The 7,094-nt window shown below is 65.8% G+C and carries 8 protein-coding genes, 1 tRNA gene and 1 pseudogene; 7 read left to right on the top strand and 3 right to left on the bottom strand.

All coding sequences use genetic code 11. The features are described 5' to 3' along the window. The coding region (locus BN903_RS02720) for a sulfatase (RefSeq protein WP_048076272.1) at positions 1–1,080 on the bottom strand (1,080 nt) is incomplete at its 3' end. 159 nt (positions 1,081–1,239) lie between these two features. Here BN903_RS02720 and BN903_RS02715 point away from each other — a divergent pair. Both BN903_RS02715 and BN903_RS02710 read left to right on the top strand, forming a co-directional pair. Continuing rightward, positions 1,240–2,196: an alpha/beta fold hydrolase gene (locus BN903_RS02715; protein ID WP_048076271.1), complete on the top strand. Its 957-nt coding sequence runs from the start codon at positions 1,240–1,242 to the stop codon at positions 2,194–2,196. 143 nt (positions 2,197–2,339) lie between these two features. Continuing rightward, positions 2,340–2,621: a hypothetical protein gene (locus BN903_RS02710; RefSeq protein ID WP_048076270.1), complete on the top strand. Its 282-nt coding sequence runs from the start codon at positions 2,340–2,342 to the stop codon at positions 2,619–2,621. 8 nt (positions 2,622–2,629) lie between these two features. Here the strand turns inward: BN903_RS02710 and BN903_RS02705 are convergent, their stop codons facing one another. Continuing rightward, positions 2,630–3,169: a hypothetical protein gene (locus tag BN903_RS02705; RefSeq protein WP_048076269.1), complete on the bottom strand. Its 540-nt coding sequence runs from the start codon at positions 3,167–3,169 to the stop codon at positions 2,630–2,632. Positions 3,170–3,252: 83 nt separating this feature from the next. Between BN903_RS02705 and BN903_RS02700 the strand changes: the two genes are divergently transcribed. The 4 genes and pseudogenes from BN903_RS02700 to BN903_RS18545 all read left to right on the top strand — a co-directional run. Then, positions 3,253–3,327, top strand: a tRNA-Val gene (locus tag BN903_RS02700). Between the two features lie 473 nt (positions 3,328–3,800). Next, the gene (locus BN903_RS02695) at positions 3,801–4,424 is read left to right on the top strand and encodes a peptide-methionine (S)-S-oxide reductase (RefSeq protein WP_048076268.1); all 624 of its coding nucleotides are present in this window, start codon (positions 3,801–3,803) and stop codon (positions 4,422–4,424) included. Between the two features lie 327 nt (positions 4,425–4,751). Beyond that, entirely contained in the window at positions 4,752–5,165 is a 414-nt protein-coding gene (locus BN903_RS02690) for a heme-binding protein (RefSeq protein WP_048076267.1), read from the top strand. A 33-nt stretch (positions 5,166–5,198) separates the two neighbouring features. Further along, positions 5,199–5,312 (top strand): annotated as a pseudogene (locus BN903_RS18545) (transcriptional regulator); the annotation flags it as partial. Between the two features lie 3 nt (positions 5,313–5,315). On the opposite strand, the gene BN903_RS02685 reads toward BN903_RS18545, so the two are convergent. Then, on the bottom strand, positions 5,316–6,515 hold the full coding sequence (locus BN903_RS02685; protein ID WP_048076266.1) for a pyridoxal-phosphate dependent enzyme: 1,200 nt from the start codon (positions 6,513–6,515) through the stop codon (positions 5,316–5,318). A gap of 115 nt (positions 6,516–6,630) precedes the next feature. Between BN903_RS02685 and BN903_RS02680 the strand changes: the two genes are divergently transcribed. Beyond that, positions 6,631–7,094: DMT family transporter (locus tag BN903_RS02680; RefSeq protein ID WP_048076459.1), on the top strand; the 464-nt coding region annotated here is incomplete at its 3' end.

Here is a 7,094-nt window from a genome sequence, read left to right as displayed (position 1 = left end):
GCCGTGCCACTTCGCGGACGGCTCGACGCCCAGCAGGTCGGCGACGGTGGGCGGGATGGCGTCGAGTCCCACGTGGCCGTCGACGCGCCCGCCGTCGAGGCCGGGCACGTCCGCCACGAGCGGGACGTGGATCAGCTCGTCGTACAGTTTCGGATAGTGGGCGAGGTGGCCGTGGTCCTGGAACTCCTCGCCGTGGTCGCCCGCGAGCAACACCGCGGTGTCGTCGGCGACGCCCGCAGCGTCCAGGCTGTCGAGCAGCCGGCCGACGCTGGCGTCGACCTGTCGTACCGTCGCCTGATACAGCGTCCGCAGTTCGCGGAGGGTCCGCTCGCCCACTTCGAGCCCGAGGCTCGTCCGGGCGTGCGCGTGAAGCATCTGGTGGGTCCCGAGGATGCCGTCCGACACCTCGCGGATGTACCGCGGCGCGGGGACGTACGGGGTGTGGGTGTCCATGTAGTGGACCCACAGGAAGAACGGCTCGTCGGTGTCGTCGACGAACTCGGTCGCGGCGTCCTCGACGTCGAACATGCGCGAGGCGTCGAGGAACGGGCGGTCGTCGGCGTCGCCGCGGAGCTTCGAACCGAGCCGACGGACCGGCGAGGTCGCGAGCTGGATCCACGCCTCGACGGTCGGGTGCGCGGCGAGATAGCGGCTGTACCGGCTGGAGCCGACGCTCGTGACGAACGGCTCGAACTCGTCGAACCCGTCCGGATACCCCCAGTGGTCGGTGAGGAAGCCGTTTGCGGCGTTGAAGCCGCCGGTCGCGACGCCCGCCTCGGAGAGCACTTCCGCGAGGGTGTCCGACTCGTCGACGCCGATGTCGCCCGACCGGGCGAACACCGGCTCGGACGCGAGGATCGAGGGGAACGAGAACGGCGTCCAGTTGCCCGTCGCGAACGCGCGGTCGAACACGGTCCCGCCGTCCGCGAGCCCGTCTATCACCGGCGAGTGGCGCTCGGCGTCGTACGGGGAGACGGCGTCCGCGCGCAGCGAGTCGACCGTAACGAGAACGACGTTCGAGACGGTCGCGTCCCCGTCCGGCGCGTCCGCGGCTGAAGCGGTCGACGAGTCGGATGTCATAGGGTGTAAGGTGAATTCCCGCGTACCGCACGCTCGGCGTGCGGTGCGCGAGAAATTGCGGATATACCCGGAGTGCCGCCTGCCAGCGGCTTGAGGATTTCGATCACCGATGTCGGACGGCGAGGTAGCTATTTGTCGGCACCGACCCACGGGGGTCGTATGCGTGACACGCCGACGGGCCGGCCGGTCGACGAGGGACGCCTCCCGGAACCGATCGCCGCCGACGAGATCCCGGACGCGGTCCCGGGTCGCTCCCGCGCGATCGAGACGAACGGCGTGACGCTCCACGTCGTCGAGGCCGGCCCCGAAGACGGGAAACTGCTCGTGTTGCTCCACGGCTTTCCGGAGTTCTGGTACGGGTGGCACGAGGCGATCGCGCCGCTCGCGAACGCAGGCTACCGCGTCGTCGTCCCCGACCAGCGCGGCTACAACTGCTCGGAGAAGCCGCCGGCCGTGAGCGACTATCACATCGACGAACTCGCGCTCGACATCGTCGGCCTGATCGACGCCTACGACCGCGAGACGGCCGCCGTCGCCGGCCACGACTGGGGCGCGGCGGTGGCGTGGTGGCTCGCGCTCGGTCACGAGTCCCGGCTCTCGGAGCTGGTCGCGGTCAACGTCCCGCACCCGAGCGTCTTCGAGCGGGCGCTGCGAGGGTCGTGGGACCAGCGGCTCAAGAGCTGGTACATGCTTGCGTTCCAGCTGCCGAAGCTCCCCGAGGCGGTCGCCAGCGCGGGGAACTGGCGGCTGGCGACGAACGCCTTACGCGACACGAGCGCGCCCGGCACGTTCTCCGACGAGGACCTGCGCCGGTACCGCCGAGCGTGGAACCGCCACGGGGCCTTCGAGGCGATGGTGAACTGGTACCGCGCGATCGTCCGCGACCGCCCGGAGCCGGCCAAAACGGAGGTGAGCGTCCCGACACTCGTGATCTGGGGCGCGCAAGACCAGTTCCTCGCGCGGCGACTGGCCAACAGGAGCGTCGAACGCTGCGAGGACGGCCGCCTGCTCGTGATCGACGAGGCGACCCACTGGGTCGTCCACGAACACCCGCACCGCGTCGCGGAGGCGATTGCCGACCACGCCGACCCGCTGCCGCCGGGCGCGCGCGAGTGAGAACGGAGAACTGTATTCGGCTCGTATCGGCTCTAAAACACCGTATTCTCCGATCGTAGCAGTGACTCGGCAGCCATTGCGTCGAATACTGTCCTCGTCTCATCGCCACAAAGGTTATATCTGCCCTCGACCAAAGGACAGATATGAGTAAACACTTCGAAGACGCACGGTACTACCTCGGTCGAGCGACGGAACACGCGAAGGCGGGCGTCGCAGAGGAGTTGGAGCCGGTCGAGACGCGCGTGAAAGCGCTCGTCGGCCGAGAGGACGAGGAGCCGGAGCCGGAACCGTCGCGGCTGGACAAGCTCCAAGCGGACCTGAAACGGATCGAGGAGCGCGCCGAGGGCGAGGCCCGCGAGGCGGTCGCGTCCGCCCGCGAGCGCGTCGCCGAGTACCGGGGCAAAGACGCCGCCGCCGCGGAGTAGATCGTCGACTACCGGACCGGCGGCGATCGGTCGTCTGGAACGGTCGTGTCCGCGTCGACGCCGATCCGCTCTTCTGCGGGCACGACCGCGTACTCGATACCTGCGTTCTCGAACAGCGATCGCGCGCGCTCGATTCCTGCCTGCGCGTCGACACCGGTCGCGCGGTAGTGCCGGATCGGGTGGCGGATCCACGACGGCTCCCAGTGGGCGTACACGTCCGTCGTCGCGCGGTCCGTCCCGGTGTACAGCGCGAGGTGGAGTTGGTCGTCGCTGGCGAGCGCACCTTCGGGGTAGCGGACCCAGCTGGCGACGGTCGTCTCCGGCGGCGTCGCGTACGCCCGGTACTTGAGCGAGGAGACGAGGTTGCGGACGAAGCTGAACCGGTGGAGCTGCGCCTCGACGACCGGGGACGGCTTGCGGAGCGTGAACGCGTACTGCTCGCGGGGCGTCTCGCGCTCGGCGTAGAGGCCGACGAGCGACAGCGGCGCGTGGAGCAGGCTAGCGACGCGCTGCCGAAGACGTTCGAGGAAGCGGAGTTCGTGAGTCATGCCGGGGGATCGGGTCGGGTTCGGGATGAAGCTTCGCCGTAAGGTAACGCTTAAGTCTGGAGGTCGGATACCTCGGAGTGCGCGGGTTGGTGGTCTAGTCAGGTTATGACGGCTCCTTCACACGGAGCAGGCCGGCGGTTCGAATCCGCCCCAACCCATACGCTTCCTGTGTTTTTCTGAAGGAAACGATCCCCATCACGTCCAGCGATTTTTGGAGTCAATCTCTTTTAAGTAGCCTGTGGTCAGCGCATCTACATCGTCGCCTTCTGCCAGTTGTACCAAAAGAGAACTGCTGCGATCGTAAAAGGATCGAGTTTATTCTTTCACGCACGACACTATCAGGATAAACAGCACGACCTTGCCGCGACACAGGCCCAGTTACGCCACGAGTCGGTGAAGACTACGCTGAAGTATGATAATGTCTCGGGTCGAATCGCGGTCTCTCGCCGCCACCCGCGGAATCAGTTCAGGTCGGATGTTCTCCATCAAATCGTCAAGCGGTGGTGTCGGTTCCGCTGCCGACTGCGCACGGACATCGACACGTGATATATACGACTGCGAGCCTGACCGGTGGTAGATGCGGTGGGATCCACGACCCGCGCTTCGGCGATTCTCCAGGCTGGTGACTCCAATGACGATTACAGAAACGCAGATACGCGAGTACGACAGTCGGGCGATGAAGAGTGCGGAGACTGCCACGGCGACGTTCGGGACCGGGTGTTTCTGGGGGCCGGATGCCCGGTTCGGCGCGATGGACGGCGTAGTTCGCACCCGGGTCGGGTACGCCGGCGGAACGAAGGTCGATCCGACGTATCACTCCCTAGGCGACCACACGGAGGTGTTCCAAGTCGAGTTCGACTCTGACACGATACCGTACCGAGATCTCCTGAGTCAGGTGTTCCACTCGCACGACCCGCAGCACCAGACCAGAAAGACGCAGTATCAGAATATCGTGTTCGCTGCGACCGAAGACCAACGAGCAGTCCTCGACGAATTCCTCACGACGCGGGGACTCACTGCCGAAGGGATCGGAACACGCGTCGAACAGCTCTCGCGTTTCTACCCCGCTGAGGACTACCACCAGAAGTACAAGCTCCGGTCGGTCTCCTCGTTCATGGATGCATTCGAGGCGGCCGGATACGGCGATAAGGAGCTGCGCGAGTCGCCGATCGCTGCCAAGTTGAACGGGTACGCCGCCGGACACGACGTTGCTGTTGCCGAGGGCCTGTCGACACCCGATCGCGGGAGCGTATAGACATCGCCGGTTTGTCGACGGCAGTGTTCGCCGTCGACAAGGACTGCTCACAGAGAGGACAAGGCTTTCCGGCAGCGACCTGATCAACACGTTGACATCCCGAACGCTGTGAGTGGCCGTAGTATTTCAACACATATCCGCAACGCGCCCTCCCCTGGTTCGGGAAAACTGCCTCATTAGAGATTGGTGTCGCTGCTGTCGGTCGGGTCGCCTCCTCTTACTCTCCGATCGTTCGCTGCTCGCTCTCGTCGTCTGCTCGTCATTACGGATATATACATATTAGTTTATTATATTTCCGTGACAACAGGTAGACGGAGTACACCCAGTATGACAACGGTAACATTAGACGTCGCTAAGCAAATAATTACAGCCGCAGAGGAAGAGGCCGCAGCGATTGACGTGCCGATGTGCGTCGCGGTAATGGACGGCGGTGCGAATCTCGTGGCGTTCCACCGGATGGACGGTGCGCTGCTCGGGAGCGTCGACATCGCCCAGAACAAAGCGTACTCCTCGGTGTCGCTGAAGTTGGACACCGAGGCGATCCACGAGGCGTCACAGCCGGGCGAGTCACTGTATGGGATCGGGAACACGAACGGCGGTCGAATCGTCACCTTCGGTGGCGGGTTCCCGCTGGAGAACGACGACGGAACCGTCGTCGGCGGCGTCGGTGTCTCCGGCGGCAGCGTCGACGAAGACATGACGGTTGCGCGGGCAGGGGTGGAGCGCTTCGAGGAGCTCTGAGGACGCTGCCGACCACGGAACGGTCCACGAAAAGAATTCGATGCGAGAGAGATCGACGATGGACACGTAGATCTTGGCGACTGGGCCACCGCTATCGAGGAACGCCGGCTACACGAACGCGCTCGACGAAAGGCTACTGAGTCCACGCCGTTACGACGCGAGGTCGCGAACCGCCGCTGGAACGTCACCTCGATCGATTTCACGGACAGCCGTGGATTCGGTCTCGGGTGACTCGTACTTGTACCCGGACCCGGTCACGACCACGGCGACGTCCTCGTCCGAGCCGAGTTCGGTAGACTCGGACAGTTCCTGAACCGCCGCCGTGGCCACGGCACACGACGGCTCGACGGCGATGCCAGCGTCGGAGGCGAGGCGCTTCGTCTCGGCCAACAGGGTCTCTTCAGCGATAGACAGCACGGCCCCATTAGTGTCGTGAACGGCTGCCAACGCCCGGTTCCCACTGGGTGGGTCGGCGTTGTTGATGGAGACGGCCGCCGTCGGCTCGTCGGTCACGGGATCAACCCGTGACGCGCCACGCCGGTACGCTTGCGCGATCGGATCACAGCGTGCCGCCTGTGCGAGATAGATCCGCGGCAGATCGGCGATGAGTCCTGCCGAGTCCAGCTCCCGGAGGGCTTTCCAGACGCCGCTCGCTTGCCCACCGCTGCTGACCGGTAAGACGATCGCGTCGGGAACCTCCGGGCGAAACGCCTCGCAGATCTCGTACGCGACGGTCTTCTGACCGGCGACTTGGAGCGGACTGTCGGAGTTGAGGAACGTGACGCCGAAGTCGCCTTCGAGCGTATCGTAGTAGAGTCGTCCGTAGTCGCCGCGAACACGGAACAGGTGGGGGTCGTGCTGGGCGATCATCGCGAGACGAGAGTCCGGCGTGTCTTCGGCGACGAGGATGACTGCTTCACGGTCAGTCGCGGCCGCGTGAGCAGCGACGCTCAACGCCATATTTCCGTGCGAAACGGTTCCCACGGGGCCGTCGACGCGGCCGATACCGACGGCGGTCCCCCGATCTTTGAAGCTCCCCGTCGGATTTGTCCCCTCCAGTTTGAGGTGGACTCGTGGTCCGTCGGCAGTTTCGATCGACGGCGTTCGCAAGAGCGGCGTTCCGCCGGCGGCCGCGGCCAGTCCTACGGGTGCCACAGCGGGGAGCACCGACTCGTACCGCCAAAGACTGTCGTGACCGTACGAGACGGCGTCGGTAGATCCCGGATCCGCGCCGGGCCATGAGACGGCCTCGTCGTCGGTTTCGAACCAAAGCGGCTCTCCGCAGGTACAGCGAGCGGCAGTCCCGAACGAATAGGACGCCCCACAATCGTAGCAGACCAGCCGATCCATACCGGCGATACGGAGGCACTACACTAAGTCGTACCCGGTGGCTGCCGGGTCCGGACGCTCGGAGCGTCGAGGCGGTTCGACGCATACTTCGCCGGCGTCGGCGACCTCCGCGTGAATGCGTCGCTACGGAACGGCCGGCCGGTACCTGCTTCTGTGTGCCGTCTGGGGAACGGCGTTCATGGCGACGGACGTCGGCTTGGCCGACCTCCCCGCGGTGCCGTTCGCGGCCGTGCGCTTCGACGTGGCCGCCGGGCTACTGTTCGCCGCCGTGTTCGCCTCCGGCGTCGACGTCCGCCCCCGGACCCGGGACGACTACGTCTACGTGCTCGTCGGCGGCGCGCTCATCATCGGAGCCCACCACGCGTTCCTCTTCGCCGGTCAGCGGTACGTCACGGGCGGCGTCGCCGCCGTGCTGTTGGGGCTCGTTCCCGTGGTGACGCCCGCGCTCACGCGGCTCGTTGCGACCGATGAGGAGTTCACCGCCGCCACCGCGCTCGGCGTCGCGCTCGGGTTCGCCGGCGTCGTCGTCATCGCCGATCCCGACCCCGCGAACGTCGCGGACAGCGTCCTCGGCGTGTC

This window comes from Halorubrum sp. AJ67 (assembly GCF_000513435.1).
The sequence above is the reverse complement of the archived record's forward strand: the minus strand, read 5'-3'. Positions and strand labels throughout refer to the sequence as shown.